At 69.3% G+C, this 24,274-nt stretch carries 25 protein-coding genes; 8 read left to right on the top strand and 17 right to left on the bottom strand.

The window, feature by feature from the left end:
- Positions 1-2: 2 nt before the first annotated feature.
- Positions 3-1,718, bottom strand: a complete 1,716-nt coding sequence (locus PYV02_RS04585) for a glycerol-3-phosphate dehydrogenase/oxidase (protein ID WP_275756637.1) — start codon at positions 1,716-1,718, stop codon at positions 3-5.
- A gap of 2 nt (positions 1,719-1,720) precedes the next feature.
- On the bottom strand, positions 1,721-2,842 hold the full coding sequence (locus tag PYV02_RS04590) for a GuaB3 family IMP dehydrogenase-related protein (protein ID WP_275756638.1): 1,122 nt from the start codon (positions 2,840-2,842) through the stop codon (positions 1,721-1,723).
- 62 nt (positions 2,843-2,904) lie between these two features.
- On the opposite strand from PYV02_RS04590, the gene PYV02_RS04595 reads away from it, so the two are divergent.
- The 3 genes from PYV02_RS04595 to PYV02_RS04605 are packed head-to-tail and all read left to right on the top strand — an operon-like array spanning position 2,905 to position 5,359.
- Positions 2,905-3,606 carry a TetR/AcrR family transcriptional regulator gene (locus PYV02_RS04595; protein ID WP_275756640.1) on the top strand — a complete coding sequence of 234 codons (702 nt, stop codon included), beginning with the start codon at positions 2,905-2,907 and terminating at the stop codon, positions 3,604-3,606.
- Positions 3,607-3,644: 38 nt separating this feature from the next.
- Positions 3,645-4,562, top strand: coding sequence for an ABC transporter ATP-binding protein (locus PYV02_RS04600; RefSeq protein WP_275756642.1), 918 nt, complete (start codon positions 3,645-3,647; stop codon positions 4,560-4,562).
- Complete coding sequence (locus PYV02_RS04605; RefSeq protein WP_275756644.1) at positions 4,559-5,359, top strand: ABC transporter permease subunit; 801 nt, start codon at positions 4,559-4,561, stop codon at positions 5,357-5,359. Before PYV02_RS04600 ends, PYV02_RS04605 begins: the two co-directional genes overlap by 4 nt.
- A gap of 170 nt (positions 5,360-5,529) precedes the next feature.
- Here PYV02_RS04605 and PYV02_RS04610 read toward each other — a convergent pair whose 3' ends face one another.
- Positions 5,530-6,456, bottom strand: a complete 927-nt coding sequence (locus tag PYV02_RS04610) for a hypothetical protein (protein WP_275756646.1) — start codon at positions 6,454-6,456, stop codon at positions 5,530-5,532.
- 314 nt (positions 6,457-6,770) lie between these two features.
- Positions 6,771-8,273, bottom strand: a complete 1,503-nt coding sequence (guaB, locus tag PYV02_RS04615; protein ID WP_275756647.1) for an IMP dehydrogenase — start codon at positions 8,271-8,273, stop codon at positions 6,771-6,773.
- Between the two features lie 289 nt (positions 8,274-8,562).
- Here guaB and PYV02_RS04620 point away from each other — a divergent pair, with 289 nt between their 5' ends.
- Genes PYV02_RS04620 through PYV02_RS04635 form a run of 4 tightly spaced genes read left to right on the top strand, consistent with a single transcriptional unit; the run spans position 8,563 to position 12,490 of the window.
- Positions 8,563-9,807: a branched-chain amino acid ABC transporter permease gene (locus PYV02_RS04620; protein WP_275756980.1), complete on the top strand. Its 1,245-nt coding sequence runs from the start codon at positions 8,563-8,565 to the stop codon at positions 9,805-9,807.
- 4 nt (positions 9,808-9,811) lie between these two features.
- Positions 9,812-10,792: a branched-chain amino acid ABC transporter permease gene (locus PYV02_RS04625; RefSeq protein WP_275756649.1), complete on the top strand. Its 981-nt coding sequence runs from the start codon at positions 9,812-9,814 to the stop codon at positions 10,790-10,792.
- 7 nt (positions 10,793-10,799) lie between these two features.
- The gene (locus PYV02_RS04630) at positions 10,800-11,753 is read left to right on the top strand and encodes an ABC transporter ATP-binding protein (protein ID WP_275756651.1); all 954 of its coding nucleotides are present in this window, start codon (positions 10,800-10,802) and stop codon (positions 11,751-11,753) included.
- Positions 11,750-12,490: an ABC transporter ATP-binding protein gene (locus PYV02_RS04635; RefSeq protein ID WP_275756653.1), complete on the top strand. Its 741-nt coding sequence runs from the start codon at positions 11,750-11,752 to the stop codon at positions 12,488-12,490. The genes PYV02_RS04630 and PYV02_RS04635 overlap by 4 nt, the downstream gene beginning before the upstream one ends.
- A 192-nt stretch (positions 12,491-12,682) precedes the next feature.
- Here PYV02_RS04635 and PYV02_RS04640 read toward each other — a convergent pair whose 3' ends face one another.
- The 5 genes from PYV02_RS04640 to groES form a co-directional block, all read right to left on the bottom strand.
- Positions 12,683-13,954: an ABC transporter substrate-binding protein gene (locus PYV02_RS04640; protein WP_275756655.1), complete on the bottom strand. Its 1,272-nt coding sequence runs from the start codon at positions 13,952-13,954 to the stop codon at positions 12,683-12,685.
- Positions 13,955-14,109: 155 nt separating this feature from the next.
- Positions 14,110-15,330, bottom strand: coding sequence for an ABC transporter substrate-binding protein (locus PYV02_RS04645; protein WP_275756657.1), 1,221 nt, complete (start codon positions 15,328-15,330; stop codon positions 14,110-14,112).
- 67 nt (positions 15,331-15,397) lie between these two features.
- On the bottom strand, positions 15,398-16,654 hold the full coding sequence (locus PYV02_RS04650; protein WP_275756659.1) for an ABC transporter substrate-binding protein: 1,257 nt from the start codon (positions 16,652-16,654) through the stop codon (positions 15,398-15,400).
- 66 nt (positions 16,655-16,720) lie between these two features.
- Complete coding sequence (gene rarD, locus PYV02_RS04655; RefSeq protein WP_275756661.1) at positions 16,721-17,659, bottom strand: EamA family transporter RarD; 939 nt, start codon at positions 17,657-17,659, stop codon at positions 16,721-16,723.
- Positions 17,660-17,742: 83 nt separating this feature from the next.
- Positions 17,743-18,039 carry a co-chaperone GroES gene (groES, locus tag PYV02_RS04660; RefSeq protein WP_161885443.1) on the bottom strand — a complete coding sequence of 99 codons (297 nt, stop codon included), beginning with the start codon at positions 18,037-18,039 and terminating at the stop codon, positions 17,743-17,745.
- A 152-nt stretch (positions 18,040-18,191) separates the two neighbouring features.
- Between groES and PYV02_RS04665 the strand changes: the two genes are divergently transcribed.
- On the top strand, positions 18,192-19,373 hold the full coding sequence (locus PYV02_RS04665; protein ID WP_275756666.1) for a THUMP-like domain-containing protein: 1,182 nt from the start codon (positions 18,192-18,194) through the stop codon (positions 19,371-19,373).
- On the opposite strand, the gene PYV02_RS04670 is transcribed toward PYV02_RS04665, so the two are convergent.
- The 8 genes from PYV02_RS04670 to PYV02_RS04705 all read right to left on the bottom strand — a co-directional run bounded on the left by PYV02_RS04670 (position 19,364) and on the right by PYV02_RS04705 (position 24,272).
- Complete coding sequence (locus PYV02_RS04670; RefSeq protein ID WP_275756668.1) at positions 19,364-19,837, bottom strand: DUF4190 domain-containing protein; 474 nt, start codon at positions 19,835-19,837, stop codon at positions 19,364-19,366. The two genes, PYV02_RS04665 and PYV02_RS04670, sit on opposite strands and share 10 nt — an antisense overlap.
- Before the next feature lie 73 nt (positions 19,838-19,910).
- Positions 19,911-20,189 carry a DUF4190 domain-containing protein gene (locus tag PYV02_RS04675; RefSeq protein WP_275756670.1) on the bottom strand — a complete coding sequence of 93 codons (279 nt, stop codon included), beginning with the start codon at positions 20,187-20,189 and terminating at the stop codon, positions 19,911-19,913.
- A gap of 75 nt (positions 20,190-20,264) precedes the next feature.
- Positions 20,265-21,311, bottom strand: coding sequence for a tRNA (adenosine(37)-N6)-threonylcarbamoyltransferase complex transferase subunit TsaD (tsaD, locus tag PYV02_RS04680; RefSeq protein ID WP_275756672.1), 1,047 nt, complete (start codon positions 21,309-21,311; stop codon positions 20,265-20,267).
- Positions 21,308-21,787, bottom strand: a complete 480-nt coding sequence (gene rimI / locus PYV02_RS04685; protein ID WP_275756674.1) for a ribosomal protein S18-alanine N-acetyltransferase — start codon at positions 21,785-21,787, stop codon at positions 21,308-21,310. Before rimI ends, tsaD begins: the two co-directional genes overlap by 4 nt.
- Positions 21,784-22,383: a tRNA (adenosine(37)-N6)-threonylcarbamoyltransferase complex dimerization subunit type 1 TsaB gene (gene tsaB / locus PYV02_RS04690; protein ID WP_275756675.1), complete on the bottom strand. Its 600-nt coding sequence runs from the start codon at positions 22,381-22,383 to the stop codon at positions 21,784-21,786. The genes rimI and tsaB overlap by 4 nt, the downstream gene beginning before the upstream one ends.
- Complete coding sequence (tsaE, locus tag PYV02_RS04695; protein WP_275756678.1) at positions 22,367-22,837, bottom strand: tRNA (adenosine(37)-N6)-threonylcarbamoyltransferase complex ATPase subunit type 1 TsaE; 471 nt, start codon at positions 22,835-22,837, stop codon at positions 22,367-22,369. The genes tsaB and tsaE overlap by 17 nt, the downstream gene beginning before the upstream one ends.
- Complete coding sequence (gene alr, locus PYV02_RS04700) at positions 22,834-23,901, bottom strand: alanine racemase (protein WP_275756680.1); 1,068 nt, start codon at positions 23,899-23,901, stop codon at positions 22,834-22,836. Before alr ends, tsaE begins: the two co-directional genes overlap by 4 nt.
- Positions 23,901-24,272, bottom strand: a complete 372-nt coding sequence (locus PYV02_RS04705) for a holo-ACP synthase (protein ID WP_275756682.1) — start codon at positions 24,270-24,272, stop codon at positions 23,901-23,903. Before PYV02_RS04705 ends, alr begins: the two co-directional genes overlap by 1 nt.
- Positions 24,273-24,274: the final 2 nt, after the last annotated feature.

Consider the following 24,274-nt stretch of genomic DNA (forward strand, 5'->3'; position numbering starts at 1 on the left):
AGCTACTCGATCTCCGGGGCCTCGAGTCGCACTCGATCCGCGGAGGCATCGTCGGGCTGCAGCTGGCTGTCGCGCTCGGCACGCACCCGCTCCAGGTAGGTGGCGACCTCGAGCTCGGTGCGTGCGGCATCCCAGCCGAGTGCTCCGGCCATCAGCTCGGCGGCCACCGGCGCGGCCGACACCCCGCGATCCCACGCCTCGATCGAGATACGGGTGCGTCGCGCGAGCACGTCGTCCAGGTGCAGCGCACCCTCATGGGTCGCCGCGTAGACGACCTCAGCGCCGATGTAGTCGTCGGCGCCCGGAAGCGGTTCCTGCAGCTCGGGCCGCTCCCGGATCAGGTCGAGCAGCTCGTCGGTGAGCACGCCGTAGCGGTTCAGCAGGTGCTCGATTCGCACCTTGTGCACCCCGTAGGCCCGCGCGAGCTTCGATCGCTTGTTCCACGCAGCCTGATAGCCCTCCGCGCCCAGGAGCGCGATGTCCTGGGTGATCGAGGCGGGTATCTTGCCGTCGAGCGCGGCGACCGCCTCGTCCACGGCATCCTTGGCCATCACCCGGTAGGTGGTCCACTTGCCGCCGGCGACGACGACGAGCCCGGGCACGGAGTGCGCGACGATGTGCTCGCGGCTGAGCTTGGAAGTCTGCTCGGACTCCCCCGCCAGCAGCGGTCGCAGCCCCGCGAAGACGCCCTCGACGTCGTCGCGAGTGAGCGGCACGGCGAGCACCCGGTTGACGTGGTCGAGCAGGTAGTCGATGTCGGCCGCGGTCGCCGCTGGGTGGGCCTTGTCGAGGTCCCAGTCGGTGTCGGTGGTGCCGATGAGCCAGTGCCTGCCCCACGGGATCACGAACAGCACGCTCTTCTCGGTGCGCAGCAGCAGGCCGAGCTTGGACTGGAAGCGGTCGCGCGGCACCACGAGGTGCACGCCCTTGGAGGCGCGCACCTTGAACTGGCCGCGTTCGCCGACCATGGCCTGCGTGTCGTCCGTCCACACGCCCGTGGCATTGACGACCTGACGCGCCCGTACCTCGAAGTGCTCGTCGGTCTCCAGATCGTGGGCCCGCACCCCGACCACGCGTTCACCGACCTTGATGAAGCCCTCCACCCGCACCCGAGAGGCCACGTGCGCTCCGTAGAACGACGCGGTGCGCGCCAGATTCGCGACGTACCGAGCGTCGTCGACCTGGGCGTCGTAGTAGGTGAGCCCGCCGGTGAACGCATCCGACCTCAGGCTCGGCACCGCCCGCAGCAGCTGGCGCCTCGTCAGGTGCCGGTGGTGCGGCACGCCGGGCGGACGCCCGCCGGTGTAGCTGAAGAGGTCGTACAGCAGCATGCCCGCACCGATGTACATCCGCTCGAAGACGGGCTTGGTCAGCGGATAGAGAAAGCGCACTGGCTTGACGAGGTGCGGGGCGATGCGCTGCAGCAGCAGTCCGCGCTCGATGAGCGCCTCGCGCACCAGCCGGAAGTCGAGCTGCTCGAGATAGCGGATGCCGCCGTGCACGAGTTTGGACGACCGGCTCGACGTGCCGCTGGCCCAGTCGCGCTGCTCGAGCATGCCGACGCGCAGGCCGCGCGTCGCCGCGTCGAGGGCGGATCCCGCGCCCACGATGCCCCCGCCGACCACGAGGATGTCGAGCTCCTTGGCCTTGAGTGTCTCGAGCGCGGCGGCCCGCTCGTCCGGGCCGAGCTTGGATGAGCGGGTGACGGTCTTGGCCACGGTCAGCTCTGCCGGTACGGCGCGACGACTACCTCGACCCGTTGGAACTCCTTGAGGTCGGAATAGCCGGTCGTCGCCATCGAGCGCCGCAACGCACCGATGAGGTTGACGCGACCATCCGCGACCGACGACGGGCCGAGCAGGATCTCCGAGAGCGGCGCGAGCTGGCCGACCGCGACACGGTTGCCGCGGGGCAGCTCGGGGTGATGGGCCTCGGCACCCCAGTGGTACCCGCCGCCCGGTGCATCCGTCGCCCTCGCGAGCGTGGACCCGAGCATCACCGCGTCCGCACCGACCGAGATGGCCTTGACGATGTCGCCGCTCATGCCCAGTCCGCCGTCGGCGATGACGTGCACGTACCGGCCGCCGGACTCGTCGAGATAGTCGCGTCGCGCGCCGGCGACGTCGGCCACTGCGGTCGCCATCGGGGCGTGGATGCCGAGGGTCGCCCTGGTCGTGGACGCCGCGCCGCCGCCGAACCCGACCAGCACCCCCGCCGCGCCGGTGCGCATGAGGTGGAGCGCGGACGTGTACGTCGCCGCTCCACCGACGATCACGGGCACGTCGAGCTCGTAGATGAACTTCTTGAGATTGAGCGGCTCGACCGACTTGGAGACGTGCTCGGCGCTCACCGTGGTGCCGCGGATCACGAACAGGTCCACCCCGGCATCGACGACCGTCTTGTAGAGCTCCTGCGTGCGCTGCGGGCTCAGCGCACCGGCGACCGGCACCCCCGACGCGCGGATCTCCGCGAGCCGGGCGGTGACGAGCTCGGGCTTGATCGGCTCGGCGTAGATCTCCTGCATGCGCTTGGTCGCCGTCTCGGCTGGCAGCGAACGGATCTCGGCCAGCACCGGCTCGGGGTCCTCGTAGCGGGTCCAGACGCCCTCGAGGTCGAGTACGCCGAGGCCGCCGAGCTTGCCGATCGTGATCGCCGTCGTGGGGCTGACCACCGAATCCATGGGCGCGGCGAGCACCGGGATCTCGAACGTGTAGGCGTCGATCGTCCAACTCACGCTGACGTCCTGTGGGTCGCGAGTGCGCCGACTCGGCACGATCGCGATGTCGTCGAAGGCGTACACGCGCCGGGCGCGCTTGGCCCGCCCGATCTCGATGTCAGTCACGCAACGAGCCTACCGGCGACGACGCTTGCGCCCGAGTTGAACGATCGTTTAGCATGCTGAACATGCGTTCAATGCCAGCGGATGACGCGACCACCCGGTCCCGGATCCGTGACACTGCGATCACGCTCTTCGGTCGCGACGGGTTCGCCGCGACCTCGGTGCGAGCCATCGCGGAGTCGGCCGGAGTGAGTGCCGCACTCGTGATCCACCACTTCGGCAGCAAAGAGGGACTCCGCCGTGCGTGCGACGAGCACGTCGTGGCCGCACTCATGGTGCGCAAGGACGACCTGACCCGGGACGCGAACCCGAGCGAGGCGATGCAGCAGATGCTCGCGGACGCCGAGGCCTACCGACCGACCCTCGACTATCTGGCACGGATGATCCTCGACGGTTCGGAGCTGGGCGACGAACTGTTCGACGCGCTCGTGGCGAACTCGCTGACGATGCTCGAAGAAGGCGTCGCGAACGGCGTGATGCGTCCGAGCTCGGATCCCGAGGTGCGCGCGATCGTCGTCACGACGCAGAGCCTGTCGACGCTGCTGTTGGAGCGCCAGATCGGCCGGGCGCTCGGGGCTTCCGGTCTCACCGCGGATGTGGTGCGACGGCTCACCCTGCCGACGCTGGAGCTGTACACCCACGGTCTGTACGTCGACGACACCCTGCTCGCCGCAGCCGCCGAGGCGCTCGCGCGAACGTCCGGACCGCAGTCGCACAAGGGTCCAGGCGATCCGAATCAGGATCCCGACCCGCCACGGAGCGGATGACTCCGACCAACCACTCGACGAACGACTGAGGAAGACACATGACTCTCGCACTGGAAACCCGTGCGCTCACCAAGCGTTACGGTCGCCGAACCGCGCTGCACGGCATCGACCTCGCGGTCGAGAACGGCACCGTCTTCGGCGTGATCGGACCCAACGGTGCCGGCAAGACGACGACCATGCGCCTGCTGCTGGACATCATCCGCCCGACCGCGGGCACCGCCCGCGTGCTCGGGGAGGACCCGCGCTCCGGCGGCGCCGCACTGCGCCGACGCATCGGCTTTCTGCCCGGCGAACTGCGGCTCGAGGGCCGCGTCACCGGCAGGGCCCTGCTCGCCCACTACGCGCGCATCAGCGGCCCGGTGGCACCGGGAGCGATCGACCGACTCGCGCAGCGCCTCGACCTGGACCTCTCCCGGCAGGTGCGCAAGCTCTCCAAGGGCAACAAGCAGAAGCTCGGCATCGTGCAGGCGTTCATGCACGAGCCTGCGCTGCTCGTGCTCGACGAGCCCACGAGCGGTCTCGACCCGCTCGTGCAGCAGGAGTTCCTCGCCATGGTGCGCGAGGCGCGAGACAACGGACAGACCGTGTTCCTGAGCTCCCACGTGCTCAGCGAGATTCAGCAGGCGGCCGACACCGTCGCGATCCTGCGTGCCGGTCGCATCGTGACGATCAGCGACGTCGCAACCCTGCGCGCGACGGCACTGCGGCGAGTGTCGGTGAGCCTCGCGGATGCCACGGCCGCCGCACTGCGCGCCGCCCTCGCGCGCGACCCCCACCTCGCCGAGCTCGAGCTCATCGAGCACGAGAGCGGACTCACCGTCGCGGGCACCGTCGAGGGCGACATCGACCCCTTCGTGAAGGCGATCGCCGGATTCCGGGTGACCGATCTCCGCGTCGAAGAGCCGGATCTCGAGGAATCCGTGATCGGGCTGTACGCGAGGGAGGCCGGCGAATGACCACCGTGCTGCCCCTCTACAGTCGCGCACTCGGTGACTCCTGGCGCTCGCTCATCGGGTGGAGCCTCGGAGTGGTCGCCGCGGTGGGGCTCTACGTTCCACTGTTCCCGTCGATCGGGGGCAACCCCGACGTGCAGGCGCTGCTCGACACGCTGCCGCCGGAACTGGTCAGCGCCATCGGATACGACAGCATCGGCACGGGTGCCGGCTACGTGCACTCGACGTTCTACGGCCTGATCGGCTTCGTGCTGATCGTCATCGCGGCGACCTCGTGGAGCACGGCGGCCATCGCGGGCGACGAGGAGACCGGATCGCTCGAGTTGACACTCGCGCACGGCGTCACCCGCACCCAGGTGGTGCTCGAGCGCACTGCGGCGGTGCTCACGCGCCTGCTGTGGCTCGCCGTGCTGAGCGTGCTCCTGGTGCTCGCGTTCAACGACGGCGCGGGGCTCGACATCGAGTTCGGCAACCTCGTGGCGGAAGCGGCGGCGTTCCTCGGGCTCGGCACGCTCAGTGCCACCCTCGGACTCGCCATCGGCGCGCTCACCGGTCGACGCGTCTACGCTACGACCGCTGCAGCGGGCATCGCGGTGCTCGGTTACGCCCTCAACGCGATCGCCAACCAGAGCGAAGACCTGGACTGGCTGCACTCCTGGACGCCCTACGGGTGGGCCTACCACGACCTGCCGCTGCAGAACGGCGCGGACTGGGCGGGCCTCGGCTTGCTGTACGGGGTCTCCGCCGCGCTCATCGCGATCGCCACCGTCGCCCTCAACCGACGGGACATCGCGGCCTGATCGGGCGGCGGGAGCAATCCACCGGCGGCGGGAGTAATCCCAAGTCCGGCGGGAGCAGGTCACGGGTGGCGGGAGCAACTACTCCCGCCACCCGCCTGCGAGTGGGGCCGGCGTATCGGGCCGGCACGGACGGGACGATAGGGATGCGACGCACGCGCCGACGAGGTCCGTCATCGCGCGTGTGGAAGACCAGCCGCCAGCAGTAGGCGACGGAGCCGCTCGGGGTGACGCACATCATCCGTCACGATTCGAACCACGGTTCGCACCTGTCGTCGCAACCGGTCCTCGCGCTTCTTCTCCCGCCACACGACCTCGCTCGGATCGCCGAGCGTCAGCTCGCCGCGGGTGTACTTCGCCTTGCCGTCGAACTCCCCGGCGATTCCATACCGCTCCCACCAGAAGTCCGGCACCATGCGTCCCTGTTCATCGGAGAACGGATGCTGCAGCACCGGAGCAGGAAAGCCGAGTTGGTGCATGGTGGCCCTCGCCTCCGACTCGCCGAACGAATCGGAGAGGTGCGTCGCGAAAGCGACTGCTCTCCGCAGCACCCGCGACGGCCGACCGTGCTCGAGCTCGGCGGCGAGGTCCTCGATCGACACGCCGTGCTCGTTGCGCCGCCAGAGCGCCCAGTCGAGACGCGCGACGGCCGCGACGAACGGAAGGCCGCGGGCGACATCGATCGCAGTACGTGCAAGGCTGGTGCAAGCAAGCCCCTCGCGGCTCACCGGTGTCGCGGACTCTGCCGCCCGCGAGGTGCGTCGCACCCCGGGCTCGGAGCGCCCACCGCCCTTCCACGGCTCCAGGAGCGTCACGGTGTCGGGGAACTCCAGCAGCGGCATCCCCCACACCGCCGCTGCGGAGTTCCCGGCGACGGTCACCGCACCGCGCGCATCGGCGACGACCGCGCGGAGGCGCAGCATGTGCCGTTCACGAGACGTCGCGCTCGCCCAGCGATCGGCGATGACGTATGCCCCACGCCGCAGACGATGCAGCGATCCGGTCTCGACTGCGCGAGTGAGCACGCGGTGGGACTCAACGAAGGGCAGCACGTCGCGAGCGAGCACAAGACCGTCGCGTTCGAAGGGGGCGACATCCATGGCGAAAGGATGCCGCGCGCACAGATCGTGCAGCAGCACAGCTGACGATCGGTGGAATCCGCGCCCCCTCGGATCTTCCGGAGGGAGACTCGGCCCGTCCGGAGGAAGACTTGGCCCCTCCCGATGGAGACTCAAGCCCTCCGGAGGGAGAGGTGTACCGATGGCGGGATGAACGAATGGCTCCGACAGCAGGCTTCTCCCGCCAGACTCGGCAGAACTCCCGCCAAACGCGAGGAACTCCCGCCAAACGCACCCGCGTTGCTCGGCAGAACTCCCGCCAAGCGCGACCTACTCCCGCCAAGCGCACACAGCGCCTACCGGCGGTAGTTCGGCGCCTCGACCACCATCTGGATGTCGTGCGGGTGCGACTCCTTGAGGCCGGCCGCGGTGATGCGCACGAACTTGCCCTTCATCCGCAGCTCCTCGATCGTGCGCGCACCGGTGTAGAACATCGACTGCCGCAGACCGCCGAGCAGCTGATAGACCACGGATGACACGGGCCCTCGATAGGGCACCTGCCCCTCGATGCCCTCCGCGATGAGCTGCTCGTCCGAGGGCACGTCGGCCTGGAAGTAGCGGTCACGCGAGTACGAGGTCTTCTTACCGCGGGTCTGCAGCGCGCCGAGCGACCCCATGCCGCGGTACGACTTGAACTGCTTGCCGTTCACGAAGATCAGATCGCCGGGGCTCTCGTCGGTACCGGCGAGCAGCGAGCCGAGCATCACGGTCTCCGCACCCGCGACGAGCGCCTTCGCGATATCGCCCGAATACTGCAGCCCGCCGTCGGCGATCACCGGGATGCCGTGCTCGCGCGCCGCGAGGGATGCCTCGTACACGGCGGTCACCTGCGGCACCCCCACGCCCGCGACGACGCGGGTGGTGCAGATGGAGCCCGGTCCGACGCCGACCTTCACGGCATCCGCGCCCGCGTCGATCAGCGCCTGCGCGCCGGAGCGCGTGGCGACGTTGCCGCCGATCACGTCGATCGCCGCGAACGCCGGGTCGCGCTTGAGCCGGGCGATGATCTCGAGCACGCCGGCCGAGTCGCCGTTGGCGGTGTCGACGACGATGACGTCGACCGCGGCATCCCGAAGCGCGCCGGCGCGCTCCCAGGCGTCGCCGAAGAAGCCGATCGCGGCTCCGACCCGCAGGCGGCCCTCGTCGTCCTTGGTGGCGTTGGGGTACTGCTCGGACTTGTCGAAGTCCTTCACGGTGATGAGGCCGCCCAGGCGACCATCGGCGTCCACCAGTGGGAGCTTCTCGATCTTGTGCTGCGCGAGGATCGCGATGGCGCTGTCGGGGTCGATGCCGACCGGCGCGGTGATGAGGGGGGTCTTCGTCATCACGTCGCGCACGAGCGTCGTGGACTTCTCGAACGCGGAGACGAAGCGCATGTCGCGGTTGGTGATGATGCCGACGAGCCGGCCGTCGCCCTCGACCACCGGAAGGCCCGAGACGCGGAACTGGCCGCAAAGGGCATCCACCTCGGCGACCGTCGCGTCGGGGGTGGTCGTCACGGGATTGGTGATCATGCCCGACTCGCTGCGCTTGACCTTGTCGACGTAGCCCGCCTGCTCCTCGATGGAGAGGTTGCGGTGCAGCACCCCGAGGCCGCCGTTGCGCGCCATCGAGATCGCCATGCGCGACTCGGTGACCGTATCCATGGCTGAGGAGATGAGGGGTGCGTTCACCCGGATCCGGCGCGTGAGCCGCGAACTCGTGTCGGCCTCCGAGGGGATCACGTCGGTATGCCCCGGCAGGAGCATGACGTCGTCGTAGGTGAGGCCGATGAAGCCGAAGGGGTCGGGCTGGTCCATGGTGTCCCTTGTGCACGGAGGATACGGGGTGACCGGTCACAGCACTGGGTCCGGTACTCGATCTTAACCGCCCCTTGCGCTGCGGTATTTCCGTGTCATCCTTGTCTGCACGTCCCACAGTGGAAACATGAAAGCAACACGGGGCGCGTAACGTCGATGGGGACGTTACCCGCCGATGCGGGGCGTCCCGAACTTTGGAGGTCCCGTGCCGCGTTCCCGCCAGGCGGTCGCCACACGCCTGCCCCGAGCCGTGATCCTGCTCTTCGCGACGCTCGCGGCCGCCCTCGCCATGATCACGTTCGCGGGGGGCGCCGCGGTGGCCGACGAGGTCGACACCGACAAGTACCCCTACCGCGTCAGCGGCAACGTGCAGTTGGACGGCGAGCCGCTCGAGGGCGTGGAACTGACCGTGAGCGGCAATGGCATCGACTCGGATGTCACCACCGACGCCAACGGTCAGTGGGCCGTGGGCGTGCCGGAACGCAACGCCACCTACACCGTCACGCTCAACGAGCTGACGCTGCCCGAGGGCATCGCGGTGGTGGACGAGACGGACGACACCCCGAACGTGAAGGATGCCGAAGTCGGCCCGGGCGGTCGCGCCACGGTGAACTTCTTCATCGGCGAGGGTGAACGCAACGTCACGAGCTTCGCCGACCAGCTCATCCAGCGCACCATCACGGGCTTGCGATTCGGGCTCATGCTCGCGCTCGCCGCGGTCGGGCTCTCCCTCGTCTACGGCACCACCGGCCTCTCCAACTTCGCGCACGGCGAGATGGTGACCCTCGGCGCCGTGCTCACCTTCGCGCTCTCGCGCCTGGCGGGCTGGCCGATCTACGTCGCGATACCGGTCGCCATCGTGCTGTGCGCGGTCTTCGGCTTCCTGCTCGACGCCGGGATCTGGCGTCCGCTGCGAAGGCGAAGGGTCGGCGTCGTGCAGCTGATGATCGTGAGCATCGGGCTCGCGCTCGCCATCCGCTACATCTTCCAGTTCTTCATCGGCGGCGGCACGTCGCAGCTGCCCGGAGCCGACGCGCAGCCCATCCCGCTGTTCGGCGTGGTGAGCCTGAGCGTGATCGACATGGTGAGCACCGGCATCTCGATCGTCGTCATCGTCGCGTTCGCACTGTGGCTGCTCTTCACCCGGATCGGCAAGGCCACCCGCGCGATCTCGGACAACCCGTCGCTCGCCTCCGCGTCCGGCATCGACGTCGACCACGTCGTGCGCATCGTCTGGATCCTCGCCGGCGGGCTCGCCGGGCTCGCGGGCGTGCTGTACGCCTACTACCGACCGGGACTGAAGTGGGACATGGGCACCGGCTTCCTGCTGCTGCTGTTCGCTGCCGTCACCCTGGGAGGCCTGGGAACGGCGTTCGGCGCACTGGCGGGCTCGATCGTGATCGGACTCATCGTGGAGGTGTCCACGCTCTGGATCCCGTCGGACCTGAAGTTCGCGGCACCGCTCGTCGTGCTCATCATCATCCTGTTGTTCCGCCCGCAGGGCATCCTCGGACGGCGAGAGAGGATCGGATAGGACCATGGACTGGATCTCAATCCTCAACAACACCGCATCGTCGATCATCAGCCCGGCGACCCTCGCCTACGCGCTCGCCGCACTCGGACTCGCGGTGCACTTCGGCTACGCCGGCCTGCTCAACATGGGCATCGCGGGTTTCATGGCGCTCGGCGCCTACGGCTACGCCATCTCGATCCTCACCTTCGGGTTCCCGTGGTGGGGCGGTGCGCTCGTCGGCATGGGCGCTGCCGCGCTGTTCGCCCTCATCCTCGGTGTGCCCACCCTGCGACTGCGCGGCGACTACCTCGCGATCGTGACGATCGCGGCGGCCGAGGTGCTGCGACTGCTCTTCCTGACCACGGCCTTCGATGACGTCACCGGTTCCGCAGACGGACTCAGCGGCTACCACGGCAGCTTCCGGGCCTCCAACCCGATCCCGCCGGGCACCTACGGATTCGGTCCGTGGCAGTACAACGAGATCGGCTGGTGGGTGCGCATCCTCGGCATCGTCGCGCTCATCCTGGCGGCGATCATGGTGTGGCGCCTGATGTCGAGCCCGTGGGGTCGCGTGCTCAAGGGCATCCGTGAAGACGAGGATGCCGTGCGCGCCCTCGGCAAGAACGTGTTCGGCTACAAGCTCACCGCCCTCGTGGTCGGCGGCGTGATCGCGGCAGTGGGCGGCATCGTCTACGCCCTGCCCTCAGCGGTGAACCCCGGCGTCTACGTGACCTCGCTCACCTTCTTCATCTACACCGCGCTGTTGCTGGGCGGTGCGGCGACCGTCTTCGGCCCGCTCATCGGCTCGCTGATCTTCTGGGTGCTCCAGACCTTCCTGGGCAGTGTGCTCCCCGCCATGGTCAATGCCGGCCTGCTGCCGTTCATGAGCTCGATCCAGGCGCAGACCCTGCGGTTCATCCTCGTCGGCATCGGGCTCATGCTGATCGTGATCTTCAGACCTCAGGGCATCCTGGGCAACAAGAAGGAGCTGACCTTTGTCAAGTAGCGCTCCCGTGGCTCGGGACAAGAGCACGGGCCTCCACGTGGGCGAGGCCGTTCCCGGCGTCGCCAAGGTCGATCCGATCATCGTCGTCGACGGCGTGCGACGCACGTTCGGCGGCCTCACCGCCGTCGATGTCGAGCACCTGGAGATCCCGCGCGGCGCCATCACGGCGCTCATCGGGCCCAACGGCGCCGGCAAGACCACCCTGTTCAACCTGCTGACCGGCTTCGACAAGCCCGATGCCGGCGAGTGGACCTTCGAGGGCCAGTCCATCTCCGGTCTTCCCGCGTTCAAGGTGGCCCGGCTCGGCCAGGTGCGCACCTTCCAGCTCACCAAGGCGCTCGGACTGCTCACGGTGCTCGAGAACATGAAGCTCGGCGCGAAGAACCAGGTGGGCGAGCGGTTCTGGCAGAGCCTCATCCCCGGCATCTGGCGACGTCAGGATGCCGAGATCGAGACCCGCGCCATCGAGTTGTTGAAGAAGTTCAAGCTCGATGCCAAGAAGGACGACTTCGCCGCCTCGCTCTCCGGCGGCCAGCGCAAGCTGCTCGAGATGGCTCGCGCACTCATGAGCAGCCCGACCCTCGTGATGCTCGACGAGCCCATGGCCGGCGTCAACCCGGCGCTGACGCAGTCGCTGCTCGACCACATCCTCGACCTGAAGGACGAGGGGATGACCGTGCTGTTCGTCGAGCACGACATGCACATGGTGCGCCACATCGCCGACTGGGTCGTCGTGATGGCGGAGGGGCGCGTGGTCGCCGAGGGCGACCCGAGCACCGTGATGGCCAACCCCGCCGTGATCGACGCCTACCTCGGGGCGCATCAGGATCTCGATCTCGGGGTCGTCACCGGGCGGTACACGGCCGAGGAGGCCGACGCGACGACGGATGCCGCGGCATCCTCCACGGTGCAGGCAGCCGACATCGAGGCCGAGGGCATGAGCGAAGAGGAGTCCAAGTGACCACCACCACCGCCACCGCCGAGGTCGTCGTGAGCGTCGACGATGTCGTGGCGGGCTATCTGCCGGGCGTCAACATCCTCAACGGCTGCTCGCTGCAGGCACGGCGCGGCGAGCTCATCGGCATCATCGGCCCGAACGGGGCCGGCAAGTCCACGCTGCTGAAGGCGATCTTCGGGCAGGTGAACGTGCGCGGTGGTTCGATCTCGCTCGAGGGCGGCGACATCACCGGCCTGAAGGCGAACCAGTTGGTCGCGCGCGGCGTCGGCATGGTGCCGCAGACCAACAACGTCTTCCCCAGCCTGACGATCGAGGAGAACCTCCAGATGGGGCTGTACCAGCGCCCCGCCGCCTATGCGGAGCGTCTCGAGTTCGTCACCGGCATCTTCGCCGAGCTCGGCAAGCGCCTCAAGCAGCGTGCCGGGTCGCTTTCCGGCGGTGAACGCCAGATGGTGGCGATGTCGCGGGCGCTCATGATGGACCCCAAGGTGCTGCTGCTCGACGAGCCGTCCGCCGGTCTGTCGCCGGTGCGACAGGACGAGGCCTTCATCCGGGTCTCGGAGATCAACAAGGCCGGCGTCACCTGCATCATGGTGGAGCAGAACGCCCGCCGGTGTCTGCAGATCTGCGACCGCGGATACGTGCTCGATCAGGGCCGCGACGCCTACACCGGCACCGGTCGCGAGTTGCTCAACGATCCCAAGGTCACCGAGCTCTACCTGGGCACCCTGGGCCAGTAGCCCGCGGGCGCCCTCCTTCTGGCACCTCCACCCCTCCACCCTCCCGCCGAGGGGGCGCAACACGCTGTGCGCGCCATCGGCGGCGCGGCGTGTTGCGACCCCTCGGCGGGAAGAGGGGCCGTGGGAACGGAAAGGGGCCCCGGTCCGAAGACCGGGGCCCCTCGTGCAGCTAGCGACTAGCTACGGCGCGAATCAGTACGCGACGTAGTTGTTGTCCTCGCCGTACTGGTAGATACCGATGGACGCCTCGGTCGGGTCGCCGACCTCGTCGAACGTGATCGGGCCGGAGACGCCGTCGTAGTCCGCGACGCCGCCACCGAGGATGATGGCCGCGCAGTCGGCGAACGTCGTGCACTTCTCACCATCGCCGGTGCCGCCGGAGACTTCCTGCAGCTTCGCCGCGATGTCGGCGCCAACCGTCGATCCGCCCGCGGCCAGCGAGGCCAGCGCGAGGAGGATCGTGGCGTCGTAGGACTCGGCGGCGTAGCTGTAGTCCTCGAGGGCGGGGTCGCCCTCGGACTCCAGGAACGCGTCGAGCTCGCCGGTGAAGTCGCTGATCGAGTCGATGGTCAGACCCGGCAGCGTGCCCTTGGCACCCGTGAGCGAACCGGCGGCGAACTCGTCGCCGAAGTTCTTCAGGTTGCCGTCGACGAAGTAGAGCTTGTCGGCCGGGAACTGCCCGAAGAGACCGGGGAGGATGGTCGACACCTCGTCGAACGTGATCAGCGCGATCGCGTCCGGAGCAGCGGCGAGCACCTCGCTGATCTGCGAGTCGAAGCTCGTGTCACCCGTGTTGTACGTGGGTGCCGCGACGACCTCGCCACCGGCGGCCTCGAAGGCCTCGGTGACGTACTTCGCGAGACCGGTGCCGTACGAGTCGTTGAGCACGATCAGACCCAGGGTCTGGTTGCCGTCCTCCGCGATCAGGTTGCCGAGCACCTCACCCTGCAGGGTGTCCGACGGCGCGGTGCGGAAGTACAGCCCGTTGTCGTCGTAGGTGGTGAACGCGTCCGAGGTGTTCGCGGGCGAGAACTGGATCACGCCGGCGCCGACCACCTGGTCGATGAACTGCAGCGAGGTGCCGGAGGATGCCGCACCGATGATCGCCGAGACATCCTCGCCCAGCAGGCGCGGAATCTCGGTCTCGTACGCCTTGTTGTCGGTGTCACCGGAGTCGCCGTACTTCACGTCGATCGTGAGACCGGTGTCCGCGGTGGCGGCGTTGATCTGCGAGACGGCGTACGCGACACCGGCCTCTTCGGGCGGGCCGAGGAACGCCAGGTTGCCGGTCTGGGGCAGCGCCGTGCCGATGGTGAGGGTGTAGTCCTCGACCGGACCCGCCGACTCCTCGGGGGTGGTCGCGGCACAGCCGCTCAGCACCAGTGCGCTTGCACCGATCAGCGTGATTCCGCTGAGAACGGCTTTCCGCGAGCGCGAGGTGGTGGCCTTCGCGAATACGCTCATGTTGCTCCTTGCGTTTCGAATGTGTTCAGGACAGTTGGCTAGGCGTATGCAGAGCCATTGTGCCAAGCTATTCGCCCGATGGATCGCGCACAATACGCAGGTGTTACAGGCGTGTAACGCAGCCCGATTGTTACATTCGCTGCGGATTCCGCAGTTCAGTCGATTCGCTGGAACACGTTGTCGCGGTCGGCGCGGAACACGCCGATGACCGCACCCGAAGGATCGCCGTGATCGTCGAAGGCGATGCTGCCCGACACCCCCTCGTAGTCGGGCGTACCGCCCGCGAGAACGATCTCGACGCAGTCCTTGAAGCTCGTGCACGGTTCGCCCTTGCCCGTGCCTCCCGAGACCTCCCGGAGTGCACCCGCGATCGCCGGCCCCTCCACGGAGTTCGCCTCGACGGCCGCGAGCGCGAGCAGGATGACCGCGTCATAGGTCTCCGGGGTGTAGCTGAAGTCGACGAGCCCATCGTCGAGGTCACGCAGCCGATCCGTGAAGTCGCTCAGGCTCGGCAGATCGGGGCCGGGAAGCGTAGCGACGGCGTCCTTCAGCACGCCCGCGGCGAAGTCCGCCGTGTAGTTGCCCGGCGGCAGCCCGAGGAAGAACATCTGGTCGCCGAGGAATCCCGCGGCGTTCAGCGGCGCGATGGTCGCCTTCGCCTGCGAGCTGACGACCACGACGGCGTCCGGCTTCGCCTCGGCGAAGGCCGCGACGGCGGCATCGATCGTGCCCCCCGCGTCGAGGGATGCCGAGGCGGCGACCTCGACTCCGCGCCGCTCGAGGCCGAGTGTCACCGCATCCGTGAGTGCCTGCCCGCAGCTCTCGGTCTGGGTGAGCACACCGGCGCTGGTCGCACCGCTGTCCGCGACCTGCTGCGCCAGCACATCCCCCTCGAGCGTGCACGGGGGCGCGGTGCGCCAGTAGAAGTCGTCGTCCGCGAAGGTCGTGAAGTCGGTCGCGTTGTTGGCCGGCGAGATCATCGGGATCTCGGCGTCCACGACCGCCTGGATGATCTTCTTGCCGACCCCGTTGCCCAGAGGGCCGACGAGACCGTTGATCTTGAGCTCGAGCAACGATGCGAACGAGGTCAGGCCGGTGTCGGTGCTGTTGTCTCCCGAGTCGGCATACTGCGCCTCGAGCGTCAGCGGACCGCCGGAGGAGTTCACGTCGTCGACCGCGAGTTGCACGGCGGCGCGCATTCCTGGCGCGAACCCGGCGAGCACGCCGGTGTCGGGAACGAGCGCGCCGATCGTCATGCTGAGGTCGTCGCGGGGTGTCGGCGTCGGTTCGGGAGCGACCGTGGTGCATCCCGCGAGCACGGTGAGCGTGAGACCGACAGCGGCAGCACGGAGCGTGACCGCGGTGATCGCCTTCATGGAGAACTCCTTTGCGCAGCGCTCGGGCACGAGCCGCCCGACTACACTACCGGGCGCAGACTGGGTGTCAGCCGACCACGATGCCGCGCTGCAGCACGAACTTGTTGTCGCCGTCGTAGGCGTACACGCCGTAGTACCCCGACTCGACGTCGCCTTCCACCGTGAGATTCACCGAACCGGACACTCCGTCGTAGTCGATGTCCGACTGCGTCTTCAGCACGTCGAGGCACTCGACGAAGCTCGTGCACTTGATACCACCGCGAGAGACGTCGCGCAGCGCCTGCGCGATCGAACGGCCCCCGTCGTCGTCCGCGACGATCGCCGCGAGTGCGGCGAGCACGGTCGCGTCGTAGGCCTCGGCCGAGTATCGGAACGTCCCCAGGTTCGGATCGGTCTGCTTGAGCCGGGCCTTGAAGGCGTCGTCCGGCTCGACGCCGTCGATGATGCCGTTCACGCCGGCAAGGGTGCCCGGCGAGAACGCCTGGTTGTAGTCGCCGGTGTTCTGCGTGGTCAGCCACAGCTTTCCCGCCCCGTATCCGGCGGCAAGGCTCTGCGTGATGAGGCCCTTCGTGAGATCGAATGCGTTGTAGTCGCTCGCGATGACGAGCACGTCCGGTGCGGCATCCTTGACGGCGGCGATCGCCGGCGCCAGATCGGTGGTGGATGCCGCGACCCCCTGCGCCACGACGAGCTCGCCGCCCTCGGACTCGAGCCCCGCCTCGAGGTTCTCGAGCAGCGACCGACCGAGCGGGTCGTCGACGTAGAGCAGGCCGACCTTCTTGCCCGCGAGCTCCTGCGCGAGTGCGAGCCCCTGCAGTCCGTACGCGGGGATCGTGCGCGAGAGGTAGCCGGCGTCCTGCACGTCGGTCAGCTGCGGCAGGGTCGCCGCCGGTGAGACGATCGGCACCTTGGCCTGCCGGGCCAGCGGGGCGAGCCGCTGCGCGATGACCGAGGACGTGGGTCCGATGATCACGTCCACCCCCTGTGCGACCAGATCGGCGAACGAGGCCTCGGCGACCTGCCCCGATGCGTCGCCCGAGTCCCGCGCGACGAGCTCGACGGGCACGCCCGCGACACCGCCCGCCTCGTTGATCTCCCGCACCGCGGTGGCCACGCCGGCGGCCTGCGCCGGTGCGAGAAAGGCGAAGGTCCCCGAGGTCGGGAAGATCGTGCCGATCCGCAGCACCCCGTCGCCCGTCGGGTCGACGGTCTCCACGGGCGTCGGCGTCGGTAGCGGCACCGGTGCCGGCGCACTGCAGGCGACGAGACCGATCACGAGACCCGCGGCGACCGCGAGGCCGAGCGAGTTGCGAGCGCGCGACATGGCGGCTCCCTTCGGGTGGGCGATCCGGACGTTGGGCAACATTACCCGCGAGCAGCGACCGGTGGGCTACGGCGCGCCCGGTGGCTCCTGGAGCTCCCGTCGCCGGCCCGCGGGCAGGAACATGTCGATCGTCAGCAGCACCAGCGCGACCCACACGATGCCGAAGCCGATCCACCGTTCGAACGACATGGGCTCGTGCAGCACGACGACCCCGATGATCAGTTGCAGCACCGGCGCGAGGTACTGGGTCAGACCCATGGTCGCCAGCGGCAGTCGCCGCGCGCCCGCGGCGAAGAGCAGCAGCGGTGTCGCCGTCGCGACTCCGAGCGAGAGCATCAACAGCAGGTGCACCCCACCTCCGGAGGAGATGGACAGCGATGACGTCGCCGCGATCACGACGAGCGCGATGATCGCCGCCGACGCCAGCAGCGCGGTCTCTACGGCGAGGCCGCTCACGGCATCCGCCCGTGGCCCGACGCGGTTCTTGGCGTAGCCGTAGAGCCCGAAGCTCAGTGCGAGCGCCAACGCGATCCACGGGAACGAACCGTACCCGACGGCGATGACGACCACGGCGATCGCGCCAACGCCCACGGATGCCCACTGCAGAGGCCGCAGGCGCTCGCGCAGCAGGACCACCCCCAAGAGCACCGTCACGATGGGGTTCGTGAAGTAGCCGAGCGAGGCCTCGACGACGTGCCCGCTGATACTCGCGTAGACGTACACGGTCCAGTTGACGAGGATCAGGGCACTCGCGAACACGAGCATCGTCAGCGCCGAGCGGTCGCGCAGCAGCCCCAGCAGTCGCGGCCAGCCGCGCACGACCGTGATGATCACCACGCAGAAGACGAGGGAGAGCACGATGCGCCAGGCGATGATCTCCACCGCTCCGGCCTCGCGCAGCGAATAGAAAAGGATCGGCAGCACACCCCAGAGCAGGTACGAACTGACCGCGAAGGCGAGTCCGCTGCCGGAGACGCGAGTCGAAGACGTCGTCGGTGCTGGCACCGTGCCAGCGTATCCCCGCGCGGCGACGCGAAAAGGCCCGGCGGCAATGCCACCGGGCCTTTCGTGGTTCGTCTGGGTATGCGCTAGCGCACGACCACCGCGAGCACGTCGCGGGCCGAGAGCACGAGCAGGTCGTCGCCGCCGTACTTCACCTCGGTGCCACCGTACTTGGAGTAGATGACCTTGTCGCCGACCGCGATGTCGAGCGGCACGCGGTTGCCGTTGTCGTCGATGCGACCGGGGCCGACGGCGACGACCTCGCCCTCCTGGGGCTTCTCCTTCGCCGTGTCCGGGATGACGAGACCGGACGCAGTGGTCTGCTCCGCCTCGACCTGCTTGATGACGATGCGATCCTCGAGCGGCTTGATGGACACCGACACGGTTGACCTCTTCCTTGTTTCCACAGCTTGTATGTGCACAGTCTTGGGTTGGCAACCTCACTCCGAGAGTGCCAGAAACAATCATAGGGCCTCGTTGGCACTCGATCAATGTGAGTGCCAACCAGCGTCCCCCGCTCGACCATACTGGAGCAATGGATCCCGCCGAGTTGCGCGAGCTGCTGTCGACCGAAGGGTTGCGGCTGCTCGACGAGCTGCCGCAGCAGGCCTCCACCGGTGACATCGTGCGCACCGTCTCCGACCTGCGAAAGGCCGGGCACTCCCCCGGTCTGGTCGCCGCCGTGCTGGCGCAGGCCAAGCTGCGCTCGAGGGCCGTCGCGAAGTTCGGGCCCTTCGCCGAACGGATGCTGTTCACCCCCGCCGGCCTCGAGCAGGCCACCCGACTGCCCGTCGCGGCCCAGCACGCCGGTCGATTCCTCAGGGCGGACATCGGCTGGGTCGCCGACCTGGGCTGCGGCATCGGGGCGGATGCCCTGGCCATCGCCGCGCTCGACATCGAGGTCACGGCGGTGGAACGCGACGAGGTGACGGCGGCGATCGCCGCCTACAACCTCGCCCCGTGGTCGAACGCCCGGGTGGAGCACGCGGATGCCGAGACGGTGGACCTCAGCGGGGTCGGCGGCGTGTTCCTCGACCCGGCGCGACGCGACGGCGCGACGCGACTGAAGCATCCCGGCGACTGGTCGCCATCCCTCGACTTCGCGTTCGGGGTCGCCGAGCGGCTGCCCACCGGGATCAAGCTCGGTCCCGGGATCGATCGCGATCTCATCCCGGAGAGGGCCGAGGCGCAGTGGATCTCGGCCGATCACGAGGTCGTCGAGCTCGGGCTCTGGTTCGGTCCACTGGCCCGCGAGGGTGTGCGCCGCGCCGCGCTCGTGCTCGGCGATCACGGGGCGGCCGAGATGGTGGCCGCCGCCGACAGCGCCGACGCCGACGCCGGCGCCCTCGGCGAGTTCCTGTACGAGCCCGATGGCGCGGTCATCCGGGCCCGCCTCATCGGCGATCTGGCGCGCGAACTCGGCGGGCGCATGCTGGACCCCACGATCGCCTACATCACCGCCGACACTGCGACCACGACCCCCTTCGCCGCCGGCTTCCGGGTGCTCGAGGACTTTCCACTCGACAAACGCACCCTCAAGCGCGCGCTCGCCGCGCGCGGCATCGGCGCGCTCGAGATCAAGAAGCGCGGCGTCGACATCGATCCGCAGGTGTTCCGCACGGAGCTGAACCTCGCCGGCGAGGCCAGCGCGACGCTCGTGCTCACCAGGATCGGCGGCAAACGGCGCGCGCTGCTGGCCGAGCGGCTTCAGCCGTAATAGCTGGTGGAGAACACCGCGACGATCGACAGCAGCACCAGGAGGCCGAAGATCAGCCCGATGCCGATGCCGATGTATCCCGTGATCAGACCGGTGATCCAGAAGCCGCGGGCGTAGGGCTGTCGCCGTTGCGCCAGATGCCCGGTGATGACGGCCGCGATCGAGGCGAAGAAGCCGAACCCGATGAACACGAGCAGCAGGCCTCCGATGCCGCACGCGAGCGAGGCGATCGCCAGTCCCTGCGCGGGCGCCGCCGGCTGCGCGGCGTATCCGGCCGCGCCGTAAGGCGCCGGGGGCGGAGGGGCGTACGGCGAACCGGCCGCAGGGGCGTATGGCGAACCGGCTGCCGGTGGCGGCGGAGCGGCGGGTGGCTGCGCGGGGGCCGCGGGCGGGGGCTCCACTGGAGGAACGGCGCCGACGGGCGGCGGAACGGGAATCGGTGGGATCGCGTCATCCTGAGCCATGATCACGACCCTACCAACGACGAAGGCGGCGAGCACGGCCTATTCGCACATGCTCGCCGCCTTCGGCCGCGAATCAGTAGCTGTAGCCGTAGCTGCCGAGCAGCAGGAAGGGCAGGGCGATCGACAGGATGATGCCGAGGATGCCGAGCACCGTGAACACGATGCCCAGGATGATGCCCGCCTTCGCCAGGCCAGCACCGCCCTCGCCCGTGGTCTTGATCTGGTTCTGAGCGATGAAGCCCAGGATGATGCCGAGCGGGGCGAGCACGAACGCTGCGATGAGCGAGATGATCGCGAGAACGTTGGTGGTGCCGGCGGGAGCCGGGGCCGCGGGCGTAGTGGGCGTGGTCATGGTTCCTCCTGATTGGTCACTGAGCGGTGCCATAGTGGCAGTGCCCCGGTGAGGTGTCAACGGGGACACGGCCTGTTACGCCTGGACGACGGTGACCGGCAGGGTGGAATCGGCGCCGAATCCGAGCTCGGACGGCGCGCGCCCCGCCATGACCAGTTGCGCGCCGAGCGCGGCGATCATCGCCCCGTTGTCGGTGCACAGGCTCAGCGGGGGGATGCGGAGCGCGATCCCGGCCTCGGCGCAGCGTTCGCTCGCGAGCTGACGCACCCGCGCATTCGCGACGACGCCGCCGCCGAGCAGCAGTCGAGGGATGCCGAAGTCCGTGCACGCAGCGATCGCCTTCGTGAGCAGCACGTCGGCGACCGCCTCGCGGAAGCTCGCGGCGACGTCGGCGATCGGCACCGCGTTGCCGGCATCCTGTTCGCGCTCGACCCAGCGGGCGACCGCCGTCTTCAACCCGGAGAAGGAGAAGTCGTAGCGATGCGCCTGAAGATCCTTGGGCAGGCTGAGCCCGCGCGGGAAGCGGATCGCCGCGGGGTCGCCGCCCTCGGCCGCACGATCGATCTCCGGTCCGCCCGGGTAGGGAAGTCCGAGCAGCCGCGCCACCTTGTCGAAGGCCTCGCCGGCCGCGTCGTCGATGGTCTCGCCGAGCAGTTCCACGTCGTCGACGAGGTCCCGCACGTTTAGCAGCGAGGTGTGCCCTCCCGAGACCAGCAGCGCGATCGTCGGGTACTCGAGCGGATCGCCGGAGAGCAGATCCACCCCCACGTGTCCGACCAGGTGATTGACCGCGTAGAGCGGCTTGCCGAGCGCGAGGGCCAGCGCCTTGGCGGCACCGACACCGACCATGAGCGCACCAGCGAGTCCCGGGCCGCTCGTGACCGCGATCGCGTCCAGATCCTGGAGTGCGACGCCGGCACGCTCCAGGGCCTCGCGAAGGGTCGGAACGAGCGCCTCGAGATGCGCGCGCGCCGCGACCTCGGGCACCACCCCGCCATAGCGCGCGTGCTCCTCCATCGACGAGGCGATGACGTTCGCCAGCAACTCGGTGCCGCGGACGATGCCGACGCCGGTCTCGTCGCAGCTCGTCTCGATGCCGAGCACCAGAGGTCCACCGCTCATGCCGGGCTCACCTCCGGATCGGGAACGGTCAGTCGCATGACGACGGCATCGATCCCGCCGAGGTAGTAGCGCGGGCGCACGGCGATCGGCTCGAATCCGAGCGATTCGTAGAGCGACTGCGCTGCGGGATTGTCGGCGCGCACCTCGAGGAAGATCTCCCGCGCGCCGCGCTCACGCGCCTGCGCGATCAGCTGCAGCATGAGCACGCGCCCGAGTCCCGCGCGACGCGCCTCCGGCACGACGGCGATGGTCTGGATATCGGCCTGTTCCGCGCCGCGAGGCGAGCGGAGGCCGGCGTAGGCCTGCACTCGCGTGGGGTCCGCCGGCGGGAAGGCCACCAGGTAGTAGCCGTTGCCATCCGCGAGTTCGGCGGCCATCGTGGACCGGGACCAGTCATCGGGGGCGAAGACGGCGGACTCGATCGCCATGATCGCGTCGAGGTCGTCGGGCGTCGCCCGGCGCAGTTGCCACGTCATCCCGTCACCCGCTTGGGGCCTGCGGAGAGCGTGACATCCGGCGAGCGCAGGTAGAGCGGTCGATCGGCCGCGAACCGGCGTCCGTTGGCGTACATGGTCTCCGCGAGCAGGCCGAGCCGCGCGGCGGACACCGTGCGCGCCGCGACCAGACGGTGCCCGTCGAGCCCGGGCCAGTCGGCGGGGGCGAGGGCCGGCTCGTGCGTGCGGATCGGGATGCCCGCGGCATCCAGCCCACTGTAGGCGGACCAGAAGACCTCGCGGCGCCTGGCGTCGGTGGTCACGACGATCGGATCCTCCACACCCCAGGCCAGGGCGTCGTGACTGACGACGGGCACGACGGGGCGCCCGATGCCCAGCGCGAAGGCCCGCGCGGCGGCGATGCCCACACGCAGACCGGTGAAGGGGCCCGGCCCCATGCCGGCCACGACACCGGACAGGGTGGTTACGTCGATTCCCTCGATGCACACGGCGATGAGCTCGCCGACGAGCTCGGCATGGCCGCGGGTGTCATCGGATGCCGCCTCCGCGAGGATGCCCCCCTCGAGGTCGACGAGGGCGACGCTGGTGCCGGCCGAGGTGTCAATCGCGAGCAGCATCGACCCACCGCTCCCATCGCGTGCCGTGCCCGGTCAGCGTCACCTCGCGCGGCTCCGCCTCCGACTCCGCCTCGCCCCCGTGCGGACGCACGATGTCGATCTCGAGCCAGTCGTCGGTGATGCCGTCGAGCATGCCGGCGCCCCACTCGACGACGACGATGGATGCCGCGAAGTCCAGATCGAGATCGTCGAGCTCCGCAGCGCTGCCCAGTCGGTACGCGTCGACGTGCACGAGGGGAGCCGCACCCGGAGCCTGCCTCGGATGCGTGCGGGCCAGCACGAACGTGGGGCTGGTGACCGCGCCCCGCACGCCGAGCGCCTCGCCGATGCCGCGGGTGAGCGTGGTCTTGCCGGCACCGAGCTCGCCGTTGAGCAGCACGAGATCGCCGGCGCGCAGCTCCGCCGCGATTCGCGCACCGAGCTCGGCCATCGCCTCCGGCGTCTCGACGATCACGGCAGGTACTCCCGCTTCACCCGCGGCCCGATGCGGGTGACGATCTCGTAGTTGATCGTGCCGGCCGCGGTCGCCCACTCGTCGGCCGAGGGCACGCCGAGTGCCGGGTCGCCGAACAGCACCGCGCGGTCGCCGACGCGAACCGGATCGTCCCCGACGTCGACGACGACCTGGTCCATCGCGACCCGTCCGGCGATGCGATAGCCGATGCCGTTGATGCTGATCGGTCCGCGTCCGGAGGCCTGGCGCGGGATGCCGTCCGCATACCCGAGCGGGATCAGGGCGAGCGTCGTCTCGGCCGCGGTCACGTAGTCGTGGGAGTACGAGACGCCCGTGCCCGCCGGCACGCGCTTCGCGGAGACCACGGTGGCCTCGAGTGTCATGGCCGGTCGCAGGATCGGGCCGTTCTCCACGGCGCGCAGACCGTAGGTGCTGATGCCGAACCGCACGAGGTCGTAGCGCAGCGCGGGGTCGGCGATCCCCGCGGCCGAGGCCGCGAGATGCACCAGCTCGGGCGTGAGCCCAGCAGCGGCGGCGGCATCGCGAGCGCGATCGAACGCGGTGGCCTGGGCCGCGTCATCCGCGCCCGCCAGGTGGCTCCACAGCCCGCGCACGGTGAGGCGTCCTGCGCGCTCGTGGGCGGCGGCGGCCTCGAAGAGGCGAGACCAGTCGGCCTCGGGGGCGCCGCTGCGACCGAGGCCGCTGTCGACCTTCAGCTGCACCGCGGCTCCGCCGACGCCCGCGATGGTGTCGAGCTGCTCGATGGAACTCACACCGAGGTCGACGCCGGCGGAGATCGCCGCTCGGAAGTCGGCATCCGGGGCGTGCAGCCAACAGAGCACCGGCGCCTCGACGCCGCCCGCGCGCAGCGCCAACGCCTCGTCGATGTCCACCACGCCGAGCCAGTCCGCGCCGGCCTCGAGCGCGGCGCGCGCGACCGGAACGGCACCGTGTCCGTAGGCGTTCGCCTTGACCACCGCCATCGTGGCGGCATCGCCCGCGCAGGCGCGAAGCGCTGCGACGTTCTCGCGGATCGCCGACAGGTCGATGACTGCGCGGCGCATCAGGACTCGGTCACCACGTACGCGATGGCCAAACCGGAATCGTGGCTCATCGAGAGATGGATCGCACGGATGCCCTGGCGCTCGGCGATCTGCCGCGTCGTGCCCTCGAGCTCGAATCCCGGGTTGCCGAACTCGTCGGCGACCACGCGCAGGTCGCTCCAGCTCCACGGGATGCCGCCGGAATCCCCGAGCGCCTTGACGAGCGCCTCCTTCGCGGCGAACCGGCCGGCGAGGGACCGCAGCGGCATGGGCTTGCCATCCTTGATCTGTTCGCTCTCGGCGAACAGTCTCGCCGTGAGTCGAGGCGTCGTCGTGAGGCGGCGTTCGAACCGCGCGACATCGACGATGTCCACGCCGACTCCGACGATCATGA

This window comes from Antiquaquibacter metalliresistens, assembly GCF_029211225.1.
Classification (GTDB): Bacteria; Actinomycetota; Actinomycetes; order Actinomycetales; family Microbacteriaceae; genus Rhodoglobus; species Rhodoglobus metalliresistens.